Source organism: Mesorhizobium sp. B1-1-7 (genome assembly GCF_006442705.1).
GTDB classification, from domain to species: Bacteria; Pseudomonadota; Alphaproteobacteria; order Rhizobiales; family Rhizobiaceae; genus Mesorhizobium; species Mesorhizobium opportunistum.
Genome location: NZ_VFWQ01000003.1, coordinates 120,042 through 135,408, shown reverse-complemented (window position 1 = coordinate 135,408; position 15,367 = coordinate 120,042). Strand labels below are relative to the sequence as shown.

19 protein-coding genes are annotated in these 15,367 nt (G+C 63.9%); 4 read left to right on the top strand and 15 right to left on the bottom strand.

Translation table 11 applies throughout. The features are described from left to right. Positions 1-75 precede the first annotated feature (75 nt). The 15 genes from FJ978_RS05405 to FJ978_RS05335 form a co-directional block, all read right to left on the bottom strand. On the bottom strand, positions 76-1,062 hold the full coding sequence (locus FJ978_RS05405; RefSeq protein WP_013893207.1) for a flagellin: 987 nt from the start codon (positions 1,060-1,062) through the stop codon (positions 76-78). A 353-nt stretch (positions 1,063-1,415) separates the two neighbouring features. After that, on the bottom strand, positions 1,416-2,147 hold the full coding sequence (fliP, locus tag FJ978_RS05400; protein WP_013893208.1) for a flagellar type III secretion system pore protein FliP: 732 nt from the start codon (positions 2,145-2,147) through the stop codon (positions 1,416-1,418). Then, positions 2,144-2,638: a flagellar basal body-associated FliL family protein gene (locus FJ978_RS05395; RefSeq protein WP_140570802.1), complete on the bottom strand. Its 495-nt coding sequence runs from the start codon at positions 2,636-2,638 to the stop codon at positions 2,144-2,146. The genes fliP and FJ978_RS05395 overlap by 4 nt, the downstream gene beginning before the upstream one ends. A 16-nt stretch (positions 2,639-2,654) precedes the next feature. Beyond that, the gene (gene flgH / locus FJ978_RS05390) at positions 2,655-3,365 is read right to left on the bottom strand and encodes a flagellar basal body L-ring protein FlgH (protein ID WP_013893210.1); all 711 of its coding nucleotides are present in this window, start codon (positions 3,363-3,365) and stop codon (positions 2,655-2,657) included. Continuing rightward, entirely contained in the window at positions 3,362-3,946 is a 585-nt protein-coding gene (locus FJ978_RS05385) for a MotE family protein (RefSeq protein ID WP_041164050.1), read from the bottom strand. Before FJ978_RS05385 ends, flgH begins: the two co-directional genes overlap by 4 nt. Positions 3,947-3,949: 3 nt before the next feature. Continuing rightward, positions 3,950-5,038 (bottom strand): flagellar basal body P-ring protein FlgI, encoded by a 1,089-nt coding sequence (locus FJ978_RS05380; RefSeq protein WP_224730695.1) that lies wholly within the window; start codon positions 5,036-5,038, stop codon positions 3,950-3,952. A gap of 149 nt (positions 5,039-5,187) precedes the next feature. Beyond that, positions 5,188-5,724 carry a flagellar basal body P-ring formation chaperone FlgA gene (flgA, locus tag FJ978_RS05375; protein ID WP_140570800.1) on the bottom strand — a complete coding sequence of 179 codons (537 nt, stop codon included), beginning with the start codon at positions 5,722-5,724 and terminating at the stop codon, positions 5,188-5,190. Between the two features lie 2 nt (positions 5,725-5,726). After that, positions 5,727-6,515 carry a flagellar basal-body rod protein FlgG gene (gene flgG, locus FJ978_RS05370; protein ID WP_013893214.1) on the bottom strand — a complete coding sequence of 263 codons (789 nt, stop codon included), beginning with the start codon at positions 6,513-6,515 and terminating at the stop codon, positions 5,727-5,729. A 10-nt stretch (positions 6,516-6,525) separates the two neighbouring features. Next, complete coding sequence (locus tag FJ978_RS05365; RefSeq protein ID WP_181176703.1) at positions 6,526-6,849, bottom strand: flagellar hook-basal body complex protein FliE; 324 nt, start codon at positions 6,847-6,849, stop codon at positions 6,526-6,528. Beyond that, complete coding sequence (flgC, locus tag FJ978_RS05360) at positions 6,846-7,262, bottom strand: flagellar basal body rod protein FlgC (RefSeq protein WP_140570798.1); 417 nt, start codon at positions 7,260-7,262, stop codon at positions 6,846-6,848. The genes FJ978_RS05365 and flgC overlap by 4 nt, the downstream gene beginning before the upstream one ends. A gap of 2 nt (positions 7,263-7,264) precedes the next feature. After that, the gene (flgB, locus tag FJ978_RS05355; RefSeq protein ID WP_013893217.1) at positions 7,265-7,645 is read right to left on the bottom strand and encodes a flagellar basal body rod protein FlgB; all 381 of its coding nucleotides are present in this window, start codon (positions 7,643-7,645) and stop codon (positions 7,265-7,267) included. A 170-nt stretch (positions 7,646-7,815) separates the two neighbouring features. Then, entirely contained in the window at positions 7,816-8,661 is an 846-nt protein-coding gene (locus FJ978_RS05350) for a hypothetical protein (protein WP_140570796.1), read from the bottom strand. Further along, positions 8,642-10,042 (bottom strand): flagellar protein export ATPase FliI, encoded by a 1,401-nt coding sequence (fliI, locus tag FJ978_RS05345; RefSeq protein ID WP_140570794.1) that lies wholly within the window; start codon positions 10,040-10,042, stop codon positions 8,642-8,644. Before fliI ends, FJ978_RS05350 begins: the two co-directional genes overlap by 20 nt. A gap of 1 nt (position 10,043) precedes the next feature. Then, entirely contained in the window at positions 10,044-10,766 is a 723-nt protein-coding gene (gene flgF / locus FJ978_RS05340; RefSeq protein WP_013893220.1) for a flagellar basal-body rod protein FlgF, read from the bottom strand. A gap of 2 nt (positions 10,767-10,768) precedes the next feature. After that, a complete protein-coding gene (locus FJ978_RS05335) occupies positions 10,769-11,890 on the bottom strand; it encodes a DUF1217 domain-containing protein (RefSeq protein WP_140570792.1) in 1,122 nt (373 codons plus the stop codon). Between the two features lie 159 nt (positions 11,891-12,049). Here FJ978_RS05335 and motA point away from each other — a divergent pair, with 159 nt between their 5' ends. The 4 genes from motA to FJ978_RS05315 are packed head-to-tail and all read left to right on the top strand — an operon-like array spanning position 12,050 to position 15,367. Further along, positions 12,050-12,925 carry a flagellar motor stator protein MotA gene (gene motA / locus FJ978_RS05330; protein WP_013893222.1) on the top strand — a complete coding sequence of 292 codons (876 nt, stop codon included), beginning with the start codon at positions 12,050-12,052 and terminating at the stop codon, positions 12,923-12,925. Between the two features lie 32 nt (positions 12,926-12,957). Continuing rightward, positions 12,958-13,905, top strand: a complete 948-nt coding sequence (locus tag FJ978_RS05325; RefSeq protein WP_140570790.1) for a FliM/FliN family flagellar motor switch protein — start codon at positions 12,958-12,960, stop codon at positions 13,903-13,905. An 18-nt stretch (positions 13,906-13,923) separates the two neighbouring features. Beyond that, a complete protein-coding gene (gene fliN, locus FJ978_RS05320; protein WP_013893224.1) occupies positions 13,924-14,310 on the top strand; it encodes a flagellar motor switch protein FliN in 387 nt (128 codons plus the stop codon). A gap of 46 nt (positions 14,311-14,356) precedes the next feature. After that, positions 14,357-15,367, top strand: coding sequence for a flagellar motor switch protein FliG (locus FJ978_RS05315; RefSeq protein WP_013893225.1), 1,011 nt, complete (start codon positions 14,357-14,359; stop codon positions 15,365-15,367).

Genomic DNA, 15,367 nt, shown 5'->3' with positions numbered 1-15,367 from the left:
CTGGAGCAAACGCAAATCGGGCCGCGCTTTTTGGCGCGGCCCGATATTCTAGTGCTGTTCGTGGTTGGTGAACGATCAGCCGCGGAAGAGCGACAGGATCGACTGCGACGAACCGTTGGCGATCGACAGCGCCTGGACGCCGAGCTGCTGCTGGACTTGCAGAGCCTGGAGGCGGGTCGATTCCTTGTTCATGTCGGCGTCGACGAGCTGGCCGACACCGCGGTCGATGGAGTCCATCAGGCTCGAGGTGAAGGTCTTCTGCAGGTCGATGGAGCTCTTGGCGGCGCCGAGCTTGGTGGCGGCGTTCGTCATGTCCTTGAGCGCGGCATCGACGACGGTCATCATCTGCGCGATCTGGGTGTCGCTGGCGGCCGTGGTGCCCGAGAAGATTTTCAGCGAGGCGACCGAATAGGTATCGGTGGCCGCCGCGGCAGCGCCGAGGGTCGGGGCCGAGGCCGCTGCGGCAACACCGCTGATGCCGAGGCGGTCGGTGTCGAGGATGCCCTTGGCGGTCGCCGAAGCACCGGCTTCATACAGCTTGATGCTTTCCACGTTCACGTCGATCGTGGAGATCGAAACCGCGCCGGCGGAGCTGCGGTTGAAGGCCGAAACGACCTTGACGTCGGCAGCCGTGGTGGCCGTGCCGCTGTTTACCGACAGCATGTTGGTACCCGAGAAGGTGGCGCCGTCGGCGTAGGCCTTCAGCTGCTTCTGAAGAGCGGCGATTTCGACCTGGGTCTTTTCCTTCGACGCATCCGTCTGGCCGTAAGATGCGGTCAGTTTCTGCTGGATCTGGTTGATGGTGGTGATCGCGCTGTCCATGCCGGTGTAGGCGGTGTCGACCTTCGAGGCGCCGAGGCCGAGCGCGTCCGAAACGGTGGACATGGCCTGGTTGTCGGAGCGCATCGTGGTAGCGATCGACCAGTAAGCGGCGTTGTCCGAAGCCTGGGAGACGCGATAACCCGTCGAGATGCGGGACTGGGTGGTGTCGAGGTTCTTCTGGGTGGCGTTCAAGCTCTGCAGCGCGGTCAACGCAGCGGCGTTCGTCATGATACTGGACATGGCTACTCGTACCTTGTTTTTACAGGTGTTTTTTTGACATACCGGCTTTCCCGGTATGACGGAGCGGCATCATGCCAATGACCGTTGTTTCGATCACCCGCCATCTGCGAGCGAATATGGCGGCAAGTCCCTACCAAAGGACTAAACCTGAGGGTTAACCGAAAATAATTTGGGAAATTTCGACGATGCCGCACACCCCGTCCAGCCTCTTCGGCGAGCGGTGCTTCTAGAGCATTTCACCGTTTCACGGAAACGGCGAACCGCTCTATCTCTTTGTTTTTACGCAATTCCGGACGGAAACCGTGTCACACTTTTCCTGGAATTGCTCTAGCGAGGCGTTACGGTGCGGACGATCAGTTGAACGAGCGCACCAGGCTGCCGACGAGCAGGTTCCAGCCGTCGATCAGCACGAAGAACAGGATCTTGAATGGCAGCGACACCACGGTCGGCGGCAACATCATCATGCCCATCGCCATGGTGATGGTGGCGACGATCAGGTCGATGACCAGGAACGGCAGCACGATCAGGAAGCCGATCTCGAAGCCGCGCCGGATCTCGGAGATCATGAAGGCAGGCACCAGGATGCGCAGGTCGACGGTGTCGCGCGAAACGGTCTGGCCGCGCTCGCGGGCGAGGTCGGCGAAAAGGTCGAAATCCTTGTCACGCACATTGTGCAGCATGAAGGTGCGGAACGGATCCGAGATCTTGTCGAAGGCCTCGGTCTGGCTGATCTGGTTGTCCATCAGCGGCTTGACGCCGGTGTTCCAGGCCTGGTCGAAGGTCGGCGCCATGACATAAAAGGTCATGAAAAGCGATAGCGAGATTAGGATAAGGTTTGCCGGTGTCGATTGCAGGCCGATGCCGGCGCGCAGGATCGAGAAGGCGATGACGAAACGGGTGAAGCTGGTCACCATGATCAGCAGGCCCGGCGCCACCGACAGCACGGTCAGCAGGCCGAACATCTGGATGATGTAGCCGACGGTGGTGCCGTCGGCCTTGCCGATGCCGCCAAGGTCCAACTGCTGGGCCGCGGCAATCGATGTGGTGGCGCCGATCAGCGCCGCGGCGAGAAGGAACTTTCTCATTCGAGCAGCAATGTCCTGATGAGTACTTGCTTGGCATGTCCCTGACTGCGGATCGACGCGCGTTCGTCGAGATCTGCCTTCAGGTGCTGATAGCCGCTGGCGCCCTCGATCTGGTGCATCTTCAAGGTGCGAACGAAGGCCAGAAGATCCTGATGGATGTCTTCCGACATGGCCGGCGGCTGCGGCGCGTCATAGACCACCGACACTTCCATCCTGAGCCAGGTTTCCGCAGGCGAGGCGATGTTGGTGGTGATCGGCGCCAGTACAACGAGCGTCGATCCCGCGCCAGGTTCATGCGTGGCGGCGGGCTCGGCCGTCTTGCCCTCATTCTCAGGCGCAGCCGGCACCGATGACGGTGCGCCGACACCCTTGAGATAGCCGCCCGACATCCAGCCCATGCCGATGGCGGCGGCCGTCACCACCAGCAGCATGGCGCCCTGGACGGCAAGGGAAGGACCCTTGCGAGGCTGAAGCTGTTCGACATTGGCCACGTTTTGCTTCCCAATCCTAGAACGGAAGAACCTGGTCGAGAACCTGCTGGCCGTAGGCGGGTTGCTGGACCTCGGTGATACGGCCGCGTCCGCCGTAGGAAATGCGCGCTTCGGCGATGCGTTCGTAGGGGATCGTGTTCTCGGCGCCGATATCGGCCGGCCGCACGATGCCGGCGATCGTCAGCACCCTGAGTTCGGCGTTGACACGCACTTCCTGCGAGCCTGTGATCATCAGATTGCCATTGGGCAGGACGTCGGTGACGATGGCCGCCACGTTGAGCTCCAATGTCTCGGATCGCTTTATCTCACCATCGGCGGTCGTGTCCGTTTGGGAATTCAGTGCTCCAGCGCCTTTGCCGGCAGTGCTGCCGATCTTGTCCCATTGCGCGCTGATATCGAAGCCGAGCTTGCGGTTGGCGGTACGGCTCCGGTCGTTCTGGTTCTTGAAGTTGGCGCGGTCGTTGATCTTGATCCTGACCGTCAGGATGTCGCCCTGCGACAGTGCCCGTGGGTCGGTGAACAGCCGGCTCTGGCGATCATCCCACAGCGAGAATTTCTTGACCGGCGCGCGTGGCGTCTCGGGATATTTGTAAAGGGAGCCGGTATCGCCGCCGTCTATGCCCGAGCCGACCGGAGAGAGCGCCGGTTCCTTGCCGACTTCCTTGAGGTTGGTGCCGCAGCCGGACAGCGCCGCGACCGCGCACAGGACAAGCATTCTGCGGATCATGACGGATCTACCCTTCGAGCTGCGCTGGCCATGATGCCGGTGAGCGCCGCCGCCGCCTTCTGGTCCATTTCATTGAGGATGACGCTGGCCTTGCGTGAATCGAGCTTCATCAGGATGGCCGCGGCGAGGTCTGCGTTGACGATTGCCAGACGCTCGGCCGCGGCATCGGGCTTCATGCCTGCATAGATCTTGACGACGCCGTCTTCTGCCCGGGCCAGGAAGACCTCGCGCCGCTTCAGCCAGGTCTCGTATTCGGCCTTCTTTGCGTCCAGAGCCTTCATGCGCTCGTCGATGCCGGCCTGGAGCTGCTTCAGCTCCTCGGCCTGCAAGGCATAGCGGCGGTCACGGGCGGCATCGGCTATGTTTGAGCAAAAGCGCTCGATCTCGCTTTGGTCCGGTGCCTTCTGCCGTGTCAATTGCTGTGGCGCCACGGCGGGCTGCGCTCCGGGCAGAACCTGGCGAACGGTGTCCTCGCCGCGCGCGCTGCCGGAAAAGGACATGGCCGCAAGGGCAGCTGTGGCGAGCAGGATCGCGCCGGAGCGGCGTCTTTCATGGGGTGAGAGGGAAAGGATCATCGGCATCGCCTATTGGAGAACCAGATCGGCTTGCAGGGCGCCAGCCGACTTGATGCCTTGCAGGATGGCAATGATGCCGTCCGGCTTGACGCCGAGCCGGTTGAGGCCGGAGACGAGGGTCTGCAGGTCCGGCCCGTCCAGCACGGCGACACGCGCGTCCGGCCGGCTGGCATCGATGGCGGTGAATGGCTCGACGGCGGTTTCGCCCTTGGAGAAGGGTTCGGGCTGCACGACGCGCGGCGCTTCGGTAATGCGCACGGTCAGCGTGCCGTGGCTGATGGCGACACGCGAAATCTTGACGTCGTTGCCGATGACGATGGTGCCGGTGCGCTCGTCGATGACGACGCGGGCCGGCGTGTCGGACTCGACCACCAGATTCTCGATCTCGGCGTAGAAGCGCGCCGCCGAAACATTCTTCGGCCGCCTGATCTGCACGGTTCGGGAATCGCGCTCGCCCGCCACGCGCATGCCGAAGCGCTGGCTGGTGTAGTCGTTGATTGCGTCGGCGATGCGGATGGCCGTCGAAAAATCGGGATTGCGCAATTGCAGCGTGAGGATCGCCTGGTCGTCGAACTCGGCTTTCACCGAACGCTCGACGATGGCGCCGTTCGGCACCCGGCCGGCGGTCGGCACGCCTTGCGTCAATTGCTCGGCCTGCCCCTGGGCGGTGAAGCCCGAAACGATGACCGCGCCCTGGCCTACGGCGTAGATCTCCCCGTCCGCCGCTTTCAGCGGCGTCATGATCAGCGTGCCGCCGGCAAGCGAGGTCGCGTCGCCCATCGAGGAGACGTCGATGTCGATGCGCGCGCCCGACTGCACATAGGGCGGCATGTTGGCGGTGACGATAACGGCGGCGACGTTCTTGGCGCGCGCGCTGCCGCCTTCGGTGGCGATGCCGAGGTTTTCGAGCATGGCGCGGATCGATTGTTCGGTGAACGGCGAATTGCGCAGGCTGTCGCCCGATCCGGCAAGCCCGATGACCAGGCCGTAGCCGACGAGCTGGTTGTCGCGCGAACTCTGCAGCTGGGCGATATCCTTGATGCGCGAGGCGACCTGGCCAGGCGGCAGCGAGCTCGGCCCGGGCGAAACGCGGAACATGCGGGTGGTGGTGGCCGGATCATATTCGGGATCGTCGTAGACGCCGCCATTCCTGGCCGCGAGTTCGCGCTTGGCCTTGGGCGTCAGGCCGTCAGCCAGCGCCGGCTGCAGGCCGAGCAAGGCCGCCAGTAGAAGGGCAAGCGGACGCATCATGAAGCGCTGACCTGGATGGTTCCGTCGGCCATCACCGTGCCGGAGAGGATCTTGCCACTGTCGCTGTTGCGAACCTTGATGAGGTCGCCGGCGGAACCTGGCTGCAACGTCACGGCTGTGGCCGATATCGTCAGGCCGCCCGAGATGAAGAAGACCTGCACGGCAGCACCCTGTTCGACCAGCCAGGCGTCGCGAATGGCCGTCGAAGGAATATAGCGGCCGGGCAGCAGCGTGCGCTTGGCGACCTTGCCCTGGAGTTCCTCGGCCACAGTCGCCATCGCCTCGGGCTTGTGCTTGCCCGGGATCAGGGTCACCTGTTTCAAGGCGGTGAGCTCGATGGTCTCGCCGGGATAGATGACCCGGTTGGGGATCAGCACGACCTCGCCGACGGCTTGATTGCTGGCGATCTGAGTGGCTGATTGATTTGCCGATTGACCTGCCGATTCCTGGGCGAAAGCCGGCATGCCACCGGTCACCAGCGCAAGGACGAGCGCGGTGCGGCGGAATGCGGAGCAGGAGATCGGCATGGCCATCGTTACCTGATGTTCTTGGAGACGACGGAGGCCATGTCGTCGGCGGCCTGAATGACCTTGGAGTTCATCTCATAGGCGCGCTGCGCCGAGATCAGCTCGGTGATTTCCTTGACCGGATCGACGTTGGAGGCCTCGAGGTAGCCCTGCTGGATGGTGGCGAAGCCGGGGTCGCCGGGGACGCCGACATTGGCCGGGCCGGAGGCGGTCGTTTCCTGGAACAGGTTGTCGCCGAGCGGGGCGAGGCCCGCCTCGTTGGCGAAGTTCGCGATCTGAAGCTGGCCCAGGTTCTGCAGGTCGGTCTGGCCATCGATGCGGGCGAAGACCTGGCCGGTCTTGTTGACGATGACCTCGACGGCGTCGACAGGCACGTTGATGGCCGGAATGACACTGGCGCCGTCCACGGTCACCAACTGACCGGTGGCGTTGGTGTTGAAGGCACCGGCGCGGCTGTAGAGCGTGCCGCCATCGGCGCCCTCGATCTGGAACCAGCCCCGGCCGGTGAGCGCCATGTCGAAACTGTTGCCGGTGCTGGTCAGTTCGCCCTGGGTGTGGACGTTGCGCACGGCCGTCGTCTTGACGCCGAGGCCGATCGAGACGCCTTCCGGCACCAGCGAGGCGTTGGAGCGGTTGGGCACGCCTTGCGTGCGGTCGACCTGATAGAGCAGGTCGGAGAATTCGGCGCGTGCCCGCTTGTAGCCGGTGGTGTTGATGTTGGCGATGTTGTTGGCGATGACTTCCAGATTTGTCTGCTGGGCATTCATGCCGGTGGCGGCGATGGCGAGTGCTTTCATGACCTACTCCTCAGATGCCCATACGACTGACTTCGAGATAGGCCGAAACGACCTTGTCGCGGATGGCGACGGCGGTCTGAAGCGCCTGCTGCGCGCTCATCACGGCATCGACGACCTGGCGGGTATCGGCGTCGCCCTTGAGCGCCTGCATGGACACCTGCTCGGCCTTCTGCATCGTGCTGACGGTCTTGGAGGCGGCCTGGCTCAGCGCCTCGGCGAAGGACGTGCCAAGGTTACCGGGCGCCGCGGGCGCAACGCCGCCTTGAAGCAGGTCCGTCGCCGTGTCGCCCAGCCCAGGCTTCAGGTTAAGCGCGCCGATGCCGTTTACGATCATTGGTTCCTCATCAGGTCGATGGTCATGGAAATGAGGTCGCGCGCCTGCTTCACGACTTGCAGGTTGGCCTCGTAGGAGCGGTTGGCCTCGGTCATGTCGGCCATTTCGATCAGCACGTTGACATTGGGCATCTTGACGTAGCCCTTCTCGTCGGCGGCTTCGTTGCCGGGCTGGAATTCGACGGGAAAGTCACTCGGGTCGCGGTCGATCGAGTTCACTTCGACGGTCGAGCTGCCCGAGGTCCTGTCGAGTTCGGAAACGAAGCTGATGGTCTTGCGGCGATACGGGTCGGAGCCGGGCGTGGTGCCGGTCGACTGGGCATTGGCGAGGTTTTCAGAAACAACACGCAGGCGCTCGGACTGGGCGCCAAGGCCGGATGCTGCGACTTTCAGGGCTGCGGTCAGCGCGTCCATGGTCAGCTCTTAACCGCCATCATCATCATCGAGTGGAACGCCTTGACGATGGCCGTGTTGAGCTCGAAGGAACGGCGCACCTCGCCGGCCTTGAGAAGCTGGTCCTCGAGCACCACCGAATTCTTGGACGGCATGACAACACCGTCGTCTTCCTGTGGCTTGATGGCGAAACCGGCATTGGTCGCGGCGCTGCCGAGATGGCCGGCCTGGGTGGCCTGCAGCGACACTGCGGCACGGTCGAGCACCTTTTCGAACGGCTCGACATCGTTTGCCGTGTAGCCCGGCGTGTTGGCGTTGGCGATGTTGCCGGCGATCGCCGACTGGCGCACGGCCAGCCACTGCGCTTGCTTGGCGGCGAGATCGAAAAGGGAAACGGGCTCCATGGGAATCTCCGGGCAGATGCCCAGAGACTAGGCCGCCAGTCTTGCGCGGACCTTGCGGACGACCGCTAAAGCGGGATGCCCAAAAGCGTGACCCGGTTTTCTCGGATAAACGGGCACTGTTTGTCCAGGCATCAGGCTTTACCCCTTTGATTTAAGACAAACCGCGTCGACTACCTGGAAAGCTCGATCACCTGGTTGGTGCTGGTGAGCATGACCCATTTGCCGTTGCGCTGTTCGATCGCCGACACCTTGCTGGAATCGGGCAATTTCGAGCCGCGCTGGACGAGCCACAGGCCGGTGTCGTCCTCGATCATGGCGCGGCCGTTGGCGACGTGGACCATACGGAATTTCGCGACGTCGGCCGGAAAGGGCTGATCGCCAGGCGGCGATGCCGGCCTTGAATCGTCCTGCACCGTTGCCGTGGCAAACAGGTCGAGATTGGCGTTGGGAACGTCCTTCGCCGTCAGCGGCGCACTGCGTTCGGCGACCACGCCGCCACCCTCGCGCCCCGAATTGGTGCCGGTGCCGCCGAACTTGATCGCCTGGACGCCGAACTGGTCCTGGTTGAAGAAGATGTACCAGGGAAACAGGGCGCAGGTGAGACCGAGCGCAATGCCGAGCGCGGCAATAACGACATCGCTTCGCCGGTCGGGCTTCTTGCCCACCCTGGGAAATTGCGCCTTTGGCGGCTGCGGCCACTCGGTGACGCGGAACAGGTCGTCGATCAGCAAGTTGCGGCTGGCCTGCGCCATCTCGGCAGCCTCTACATGAGGAACCTCGTGAAGGGTGGGCTCGAGAACCCTGGGCGCAATAGGCTCGGCTCTGCCAGCCCGGGGCAGGATCGGCTTGACAGCCCTGGCCAGAACAGCCTCGGCCTTGGCGGCTATGGCGCGAGCGGCTTTTGTCTTGGCCGCATTCGCTTCCCGTGTCCTGGCTTCCTCCGCGGCGTTCGCGTCGGCGATCATCTCGCGCAGGACGCGCTCGGTGTACTGTCGTTCACTCTCCTGGTTCGGCATTCTGCTTTCCCTTGAGATGACGGGCAAGGTCGGAGAACGGATCGGTCGAAGGACGGTCCCTGGGCGACTGCGTCAGCGCCTCGTAGATCAGCGGCACCTGGCGCACGGCGATGTCGAGCTCGGCATCGACGCCACCCTGATAGGCGCCGAGCAGGCGAATGTCGCGTGTGTCCTCGAAGCGCGAGATCATCGACTTCAGCCGGGTCACCAGGGCGCGCTGCTCGAGGCTCCACGCCTTGCCGGCTAGACGCGATATGGACGACAGCGGATTGACCGGCGGATAGCGGCCCTGTTCGGCGATCGCGCGGTCGAGCACGACATGGCCGTCGAGGATGCCGCGCACGGAATCGGCGACCGGATCGTTGTGATCGTCGCCATCGACCAGCACGGAAATGATGGCGGTGATCGAGCCTTTTCCCTCAGCTCCTGGCCCGGCTCGCTCAAGCAGCTTCGGCAGTTCGGTGAAAACCGAGGCGGGATAGCCGCGGGCGACCGGCGGCTCGCCGGTTCCCGTCGCCACTTCACGCAACGCATGGGCGAAGCGGGTGATCGAATCCAGCACCAGGAGCACGCGGTGGCCCTGGTCGCGAAAATGCTCCGCGACCCGCATGGCGGTGTCGGGTGCGCGCCGGCGCATCATGGCGCTCTCGTCGCTGGTGGCGACCACGGCCACGGTCTTGGCCATGCTGTCGCCGATCGTATCCTCGAGGAATTCGCGGACCTCGCGGCCGCGTTCGCCGATCAGCGCCACGACGACGGTGTCGAAAGCGTCGGCACCGGCGAGCATGGCAAGCAGCGTCGACTTGCCGACGCCGGAGCCGGCAAACACGCCGAGGCGCTGGCCTAGGCACAGCGGCGTGAAGATGTCGATGACCTTGACGCCGGTCATGAACGCCGTGCCGACACGCTGCCGGGCCATGGCACCGGGCGTGGTGGCGCTGGCCGCCATGTCGTCACCCCTGACGAGCGGCGGGCCTCCGTCGATCGCCCGGGTCAGCGCATCTATGGTGCGGCCGCGCCACGAGCCGTGCGGAGCCACGGCGAGCGGGCCGCGGCGGAAGACGGCATCGCCGATACCGGCATCGGCACTGCGTTCGAAGGGGGCTACGACAACCTCGTCGCGGCTGATCTTGACGATTTCGCCGCGGCGCGCGCCGGCCAGGCCGCGCTGCTCGACGATGTCGCCCAACCGAGCGAAATCGGAAAGGCCGCGCACCTTGTAGTGCGTGGGCGTAACTTCGGTGACGAGGCCGCCACGCTTGACCAGCGCGTCGGCGCCGCTGAAGCGGCGCCATACACGCTCGAGCGCGGCCAGGCGGTCTTCCGGCGCCGGCTGCGGCTGTCTCTCGGGTGCGCGGATGGATGGCTGTTCGAGCGACATGCTACTTCGAGCCGAGCGTCTTGATCGCCTCGTCTGTGGAGGAATCCGTCTGCCGCATCAGGGCCGCGGTGTTTTCGAAGGCACGCTGGACCATGATCAGCCGCGTCATCTCCAGCACCGGATTGACGTTGGACTCCTCGACGAAGCCCTGGGCGATGCCGACATCGGAGCGATCGGTGACCGGTTCGGGCGTGCGTGCCGGCACGATGCCCGAATTGCCGTAGCGCACGAAGTTTACGCCCGGATCGAAATTGTAGAGGCCGATCGAGCCGACAAGCTGATCGTTCTGGCGCAGCGAGCCGTCGGCGCCTGCCTTGGGCGGGCCGTTGCGCGGGTCGAGCTGGATCGGCGCCCCGCCGGCATCGAGCACCGGATGGCCCTCGATCGACATCAGCTCACCATTCTCGTTCATGGAAAACCGGCCGTCGCGGGTCATGACGGGGCCGGCGGGCGTGTCGATGGCGAACCAGGCGTCGCCCTGGATGGCGAAATCGAATGGGTTGCCGGTCTCGTTCAGGGGGCCGTGGGCGCCGGAAAGATAGGTCTTGCCGGACGAAGCGAAGGAGACCGATTTCTGCCCGGTGCCGGACACCACGTCCTCGAATTTCACGCCCGTGGCGCGAAACCCGACGGTATTGGCGTTGGCGACATTGTCGGCGATCGTGTCGAGCCGGCGCTCAAGGGCCATTTGCGCGGAAAGGGCGACGTAGAGACTGTCCCGCATGGTCAGAACTTCAACTTCTGCATGGCCATCATCAGGTCGGTGGAGATGCCCGACGTGACCGGCTTGGCGAAGAGCACGCTGATCGACGACACCGCGGTCGAGGTCGGGTTGTTGATCTCGTACATGCTGGTGAAGCGGGTCAGGAACTTGGTGAGCTTCGCGGGATCGGTGAAATCCGTGAGGTCGAGCTTCTGCTCGAACAACTGCGCCTGCTTGTCGATATTGGCGGTGGCGAAGGAATCGGGCAGGCCGAGCGCGGTGCGCACGACGCTGGCAAGAGCCGTGTCGGCCAGCACGTCGTACCAGCTGGTTATGTCAGGCGCCTTGCGTTGGAAATAAAGGGCCAGCCGCACGCCCTGATTGGTCTGGCCGGCATCCTCTTCGAGCGTCTGGCGCAGATACTTGTCGACGGTGGGCTGCTGCGCCGGATTGATGGTGGTGGCGTTCTCGCCATTGGCTTCGAAATTGAAGGCCAAAGCCAGTCCCGCGTAAGCTGGGTTCGTCTGCTTGTTGGCGACACTGTCAGGATCGCTCACCTTGCTTTGCAGAACCTGCTTGATCAGGTCCTTGTCCTCGGTCGCGGAGTCTAGACCATATGCAGCCAGCGCGTAGGTGTAGAGCCGGCTGTTCGACATCAGATCGTCGACGGACTTCACCTTGGTGATGTTGGCGAGATAATAGGTCGTCTCGCCCTTCACATAGTCGGAATTCGGATCGAGACCGGCGATCTGCGCCTGCGTGGCGTAGTTCTTCGTCACCAGCTGCTGCGCCTTGTTGTAGATCGTCGCATCGGCGCCGTTGGCGGCAAAATTAAATGCGCTGACGAACTGGGCGTAGCGCTTGTCGGTCAGCTTGTTGGCGAAGCTGTCGGGATCGGTGACGCCTTCCTTGAGCGCCTTGACCATGAACGCCTTGGCGTAGTCCATGTCTTCAAGCCCGTAGGCCTTCATGGCATATTTGAACAACCGATCGTTTTTGACGAAATCGTCTATCGATTTCACCTTGGTGATGTTGGCGAGATAATATTGCGTGTCGCGATCGACCGTCGGCTGTTTCTCGATCCGGTCGATCGACTTCGAGATGTCTCTGGTGATCAACTGGTAGCTGGTAAAGGTATTGAGCAAGGACGCGCCTCCGGCCGAAGCAATGCCAGCACAATAGCGCCACTTCCTTGCGCGAAACTGAATCGCCTCAATTCGGTTCCATGACGGCTCCGATTCAAGCCTCACACAAGGCACGGGGACTATCCCTTGCACCTGATGTGAAATGCGGAAGGACCTGTCGTGGGCATTCTGATTGGACTGGTGGTAACGCTCGGCTGCGTCCTCGGCGGCTTCATGGCCATGGGCGGGCATCTGCACGTGCTGGTCCAGCCGTGGGAAGCCGTGGTCATCTGCGGCGCCGCACTGGGCACCTTCCTGGTCGCCAACCCGATGAAGACGGTCAAGGATACCGGCAAGGGCATCCTTGAGGCCTTCAAGCAGGCGGTGCCGAAGGAACAGGATTACCTGGAGACGCTCGGCGTGCTGCACAGCCTGATGCGCGAGCTGCGCTCGAAATCGCGCAGCGAGGTCGAGGCGCATATCGACAATCCGGAAGAATCGGCGATCTTCCAGGCCTTTCCGACCGTGCTCAAGAACCACGATTTGATGGCCTTCATCTGCGACTACTGCCGCATCATCATCATCGGTAATGCCCGCTCGCATGAGATCGAGGCGCTGATGGACGAGGAAATCCAGACCATCAAGTCCGACAAGATGAAGGCCTATCACGCGCTGGTCGCGGTCGGCGACGGCCTGCCGGCGCTGGGCATCGTTGCTGCTGTGCTTGGCGTGGTCAAGGCGATGGGCGCGCTCGACCAGTCGCCGGAAATCCTCGGTGGCCTGATCGGCGCCGCCCTGGTCGGCACGTTCCTCGGCATCTTCCTGTCCTACGCCGTGGTCGGGCCTGTCGCCACCAAGATCAAGACGGTGCGCGAGAAGAAGAACCGCCTCTATATCATCGTCAAGCAGACGCTGCTCGCCTACATGAACGGCGCCCTGCCGCAGGTGGCGATCGAGTTCGGCCGCAAGACCATCTCGTCCTATGAGCGGCCGACCATCGACGCCGTCGAGCAGAGCACGATGAACACCGGCGCCGCCGAGAAGAAGGCCGCCTGAGCGATGCACGACAGATCGGTGCCCACACGGTCATGACCAGTCCAGGCAGCCCCGCGCAAGCGCGCTCGCTGATCATAGAGCGTCTGGTCGGTGACAGCGGCGAGGCCGATCAGGTCATCGACGCCGGCCGTGCCGTGGCCGAACGCGCCGTGCCGCTGCTGCAGAAGGGGCTGTCGAGCGGGCTTGGCGTCCCCGTCATCGTCGATCTCAAGGCGGTCGAGGTCAGCCGCGTTACCGAGGCGCGCTCGCGCGCCGGCGACAATTTCGCCATGACCGTGGTCGGCTCGCCGGCGTCGTCGGACGCGATGACACTCGTCATCGACGCAGCCGCGATCGCGATCATGGTCTCCACGTTGTTCGGCGGCGACCCGGACATGCCGGTGTCGCCGATCGAGCGCGACCTGTCGCCGCTCGAGGCCGATGTCTCGACGATGGTGTTCCAGGAGGTGGCGCAGGCGCTGAACGGATCGGGGCAGCGCTCGCTCGAACTGCGACTGCCGGCCCCGCGGGCCATGTCCGGCATCGAGGCCAGGCGGCATGTTTTGCGCGACGGCGCGGCAATTCGCATCGTCCTTGGCATCTCGACGCCGGCCGACAGCGGCAGCATCACGGTGACGATGCCGCAGCGTATCGTGCTGGCCGGCCGCGACGGCATCGCCAGCGCCAGCGAGGCCGATCCTGGCACCAGTTGGCGCGCACGCTTTTCTGAAGAGGTGATGCGCTCGACCGTGGCGCTCGAAGCCACCATGCCGCTGGCGCGGCTGACGCTGGGCGACCTTGCGAAGCTGGAAGTCGGCCAGGTCATCGATTTCGAGGAAACGGCGCAATCGCGGGCTCGCCTCAGTGCGCGCGGCCAGACGCTGTTCGTATGCGACTTCGGCAAGCTGGGGCAGAATTACACCGTCCGGATCAGGCATCCCTTCGATGCCGGGCAGGACTTTATCGATGGGTTGATGCCGGCTGGCGCCGGGCGCGCCTGAGCATTTTGGAGACGATTGATGGCCAAGACCAAGGCAGAACCAGACCTCGACCAGCCGGACGAGCAGCTCGACCGCGCCATCGAGGAATTGCGCGGGGTCCTGCATGAAGAGGAACAGCGCCCCGACGCAGCCTTCCGGGCCGCGGCAGGAGCCAATTCCAGCGTCATCATGAACATCCCCGTCGATGTCCAGATCATTCTCGGCAGCACCGAGATGGCTGTGTCCGACCTGATGGCGTTGCAGAAAGGGTCGACGGTCGCGCTCAACCGCCGCATCGGCGAACCGGTCGACGTCGTCGTCAACGGCCGCAAGATAGCGCGTGGCGAGATCACGGTGCTGGAAAGCGATCCCTCGCGCTTCGGCATCAGGCTGACCGAAATCATCGCCGGTACGAAGGGCGCCTAGACATGGTTTGCGGGGCTTGCCGGTGGCAGCGGAGGCGAGAGGCAATATGACGACGCCGGCGACCCTGACGCGCGCGCAGAAGGCGGCCGCCATCCTGGTGGCTATGGGCAAGCCGTCGGCCAGCCGTCTCCTGAAATTCTTCAAGCAGGAAGAGCTGAAGGCGCTGATCGAGGGTGCGCGGCTGCTCAGGACAATTCCACAGAGCGATCTCGAGCGCATCGTCGCCGAATTCGAAGCCGAGTTCACCGAGGGCGCGGGCTTGCTCGATTCCGCCGATAGGATGGACACGATCCTCAATGAATCGCTCTCGCCCGAAGAGATGAGCGCGATCATGGGCGACAAGAAATTCGAGGTCGCTCCGGAAGGCCCACCACCGATCTGGCCCGAGCTCGAGAAGCTCGAGCCGGCGCGACTGGGCACGTTCCTGGCCGGCGAACATCCGCAGACGGCGGCCATGGTGCTGTCGAAGCTGGCGCCGCAGACGGCGGCGGGGGTGCTTTTGACCCTGACCAAGCCGATGCGTGGCGAAATCATCAAGCGCATGGTGACCATGGCCAATGTTCCGGATGCCGCGGCCAGGATTGTCGAGAACCGGCTGCGCACCAGCGTGCTGGCCGAAACCTCGACCAAGGACACGTCGGTGGGGCAGGCGCGCGTCGCCAGCGTGCTCAATGAACTGGACAAGCCGCTGCTCGAGGAGGTCATGCAGGATCTGGAAGCCGCCGGTACGCCTGATCTAGACGGCGTGCGCGCGCGACTGTTCGCTTTCGACGACCTGCCGCTGCTTACGCAGAAGGCACGCGTGCTGCTGTTCGACGGACTGTCGACCGAACTTGTCACGCTGGCGTTGCGCGGCACGTCTGCGGCGCTCGCCGAGGCGGTGCTGTCGGCGATCGGCGCACGGTCGCGACGCATGATCGAAGCCGAACTCGGGGAGGGGTCGGAAGGCATCCCCGCCGCCGACATTACAGCGGCACGCAAGACCATCGTGACGACGACGATCCGTCTGTCGCGCGAAGGGGCGTTCGAGCTTCCTTCGACGCAGGACGCCGCCTAA

Coding starts and splice junctions, on each gene's coding strand:
- FJ978_RS05405 (WP_013893207.1), bottom strand. CDS start 1,062: ATGTCCAGTATCATGACGAACGCCGCTGCGTTGACCGCGCTGCAGAGC.
- fliP (WP_013893208.1), bottom strand. CDS start 2,147: ATGAGAAAGTTCCTTCTCGCCGCGGCGCTGATCGGCGCCACCACATCG.
- flgH (WP_013893210.1), bottom strand. CDS start 3,365: ATGATCCGCAGAATGCTTGTCCTGTGCGCGGTCGCGGCGCTGTCCGGC.
- FJ978_RS05385 (WP_041164050.1), bottom strand. CDS start 3,946: ATGCCGATGATCCTTTCCCTCTCACCCCATGAAAGACGCCGCTCCGGC.
- FJ978_RS05380 (WP_224730695.1), bottom strand. CDS start 5,038: ATGTTCCGCGTTTCGCCCGGGCCGAGCTCGCTGCCGCCTGGCCAGGTC.
- flgA (WP_140570800.1), bottom strand. CDS start 5,724: ATGGCCATGCCGATCTCCTGCTCCGCATTCCGCCGCACCGCGCTCGTC.
- flgG (WP_013893214.1), bottom strand. CDS start 6,515: ATGAAAGCACTCGCCATCGCCGCCACCGGCATGAATGCCCAGCAGACA.
- FJ978_RS05365 (WP_181176703.1), bottom strand. CDS start 6,849: ATGATCGTAAACGGCATCGGCGCGCTTAACCTGAAGCCTGGGCTGGGC.
- flgC (WP_140570798.1), bottom strand. CDS start 7,262: ATGGACGCGCTGACCGCAGCCCTGAAAGTCGCAGCATCCGGCCTTGGC.
- flgB (WP_013893217.1), bottom strand. CDS start 7,645: ATGGAGCCCGTTTCCCTTTTCGATCTCGCCGCCAAGCAAGCGCAGTGG.
- FJ978_RS05350 (WP_140570796.1), bottom strand. CDS start 8,661: ATGCCGAACCAGGAGAGTGAACGACAGTACACCGAGCGCGTCCTGCGC.
- fliI (WP_140570794.1), bottom strand. CDS start 10,042: ATGTCGCTCGAACAGCCATCCATCCGCGCACCCGAGAGACAGCCGCAG.
- flgF (WP_013893220.1), bottom strand. CDS start 10,766: ATGCGGGACAGTCTCTACGTCGCCCTTTCCGCGCAAATGGCCCTTGAG.
- FJ978_RS05325 (WP_140570790.1), top strand. CDS start 12,958: ATGACCAGTCCAGGCAGCCCCGCGCAAGCGCGCTCGCTGATCATAGAG.
- fliN (WP_013893224.1), top strand. CDS start 13,924: ATGGCCAAGACCAAGGCAGAACCAGACCTCGACCAGCCGGACGAGCAG.
- FJ978_RS05315 (WP_013893225.1), top strand. CDS start 14,357: ATGACGACGCCGGCGACCCTGACGCGCGCGCAGAAGGCGGCCGCCATC.